The organism is Rhodococcus sp. A14, assembly GCF_011603105.1.
In the GTDB taxonomy this organism is placed as follows: domain Bacteria; phylum Actinomycetota; class Actinomycetes; order Mycobacteriales; family Mycobacteriaceae; genus Rhodococcus_F; species Rhodococcus_F opacus.
This window is the reverse complement of record NZ_JAAOQS010000298.1, coordinates 1-768: the sequence shown is the minus strand read 5'-3', so window position 1 is coordinate 768 and position 768 is coordinate 1. Positions and strand designations below refer to the sequence as shown.

Annotated in this window: 1 protein-coding gene; it reads left to right on the top strand. The window is 69.0% G+C overall.

Annotated elements, in window-relative coordinates; translation table 11 throughout:
- A partial coding sequence (locus G9373_RS45500; RefSeq protein WP_167121384.1) for a phosphoenolpyruvate carboxykinase domain-containing protein occupies nucleotides 1–768 on the top strand: 768 nt, incomplete at both ends.

The window sequence follows — 768 nt, the reverse complement described above, 5'->3', positions numbered from 1 at the left end:
GGCTTGCCGAGCACATGCTGATCCTCAAACTCACCTCCCCCGAGCAGCGAGTGCACTACGTCGCCGCGGCGTTCCCGTCGGCCTGCGGCAAGACCAACCTCGCGATGCTCGACCCCACCCTCGACGGGTGGACGGCCGAAACGATCGGCGACGACATCGCCTGGCTGCGGTTCGGTGACGACGGCCGGCTCTATGCGGTCAACCCGGAGGCCGGGTTCTTCGGTGTCGCCCCCGGCACCGGCGTCCACACCAACCCGCACGCCGTGGCCACCATCGAGCGGGGTAACTCGATCTTCACCAACGTCGCCCGCACCGACGACGGCGATATCTGGTGGGAAGGGATGACCGACACGCCGCCGCCGCACCTGACGGACTGGAAACGGCGGGACTGGACCCCGATCTCCGGGGAGCCTGCCGCGCACCCGAACTCACGGTACTGCACCCCGATCGCCCAGTGCCCGACCGTCGCCCCCGAGTGGGACGATCCTGGCGGGGTGCCGATCTCGGCGATCTTCTTCGGCGGCCGCCGCGCCACCACCATCCCACTGGTCACCGAATCGCGCAGCTGGCAGCATGGGGTGTTCCTGGCCTCGACCCTGTCGTCGGAAACCACGGCCGCCGCGGCCGGGCGGGTCGGTGTGGTGCGCCGCGACCCGATGGCGATGCTGCCGTTCCTCGGCTACCACGTCGGGGACTACTTCCAGCACTGGCTCGACATCGGCACCCGGACGAACGCCGGGTTGTTGCCGAAGATCTTCTACGTCAACT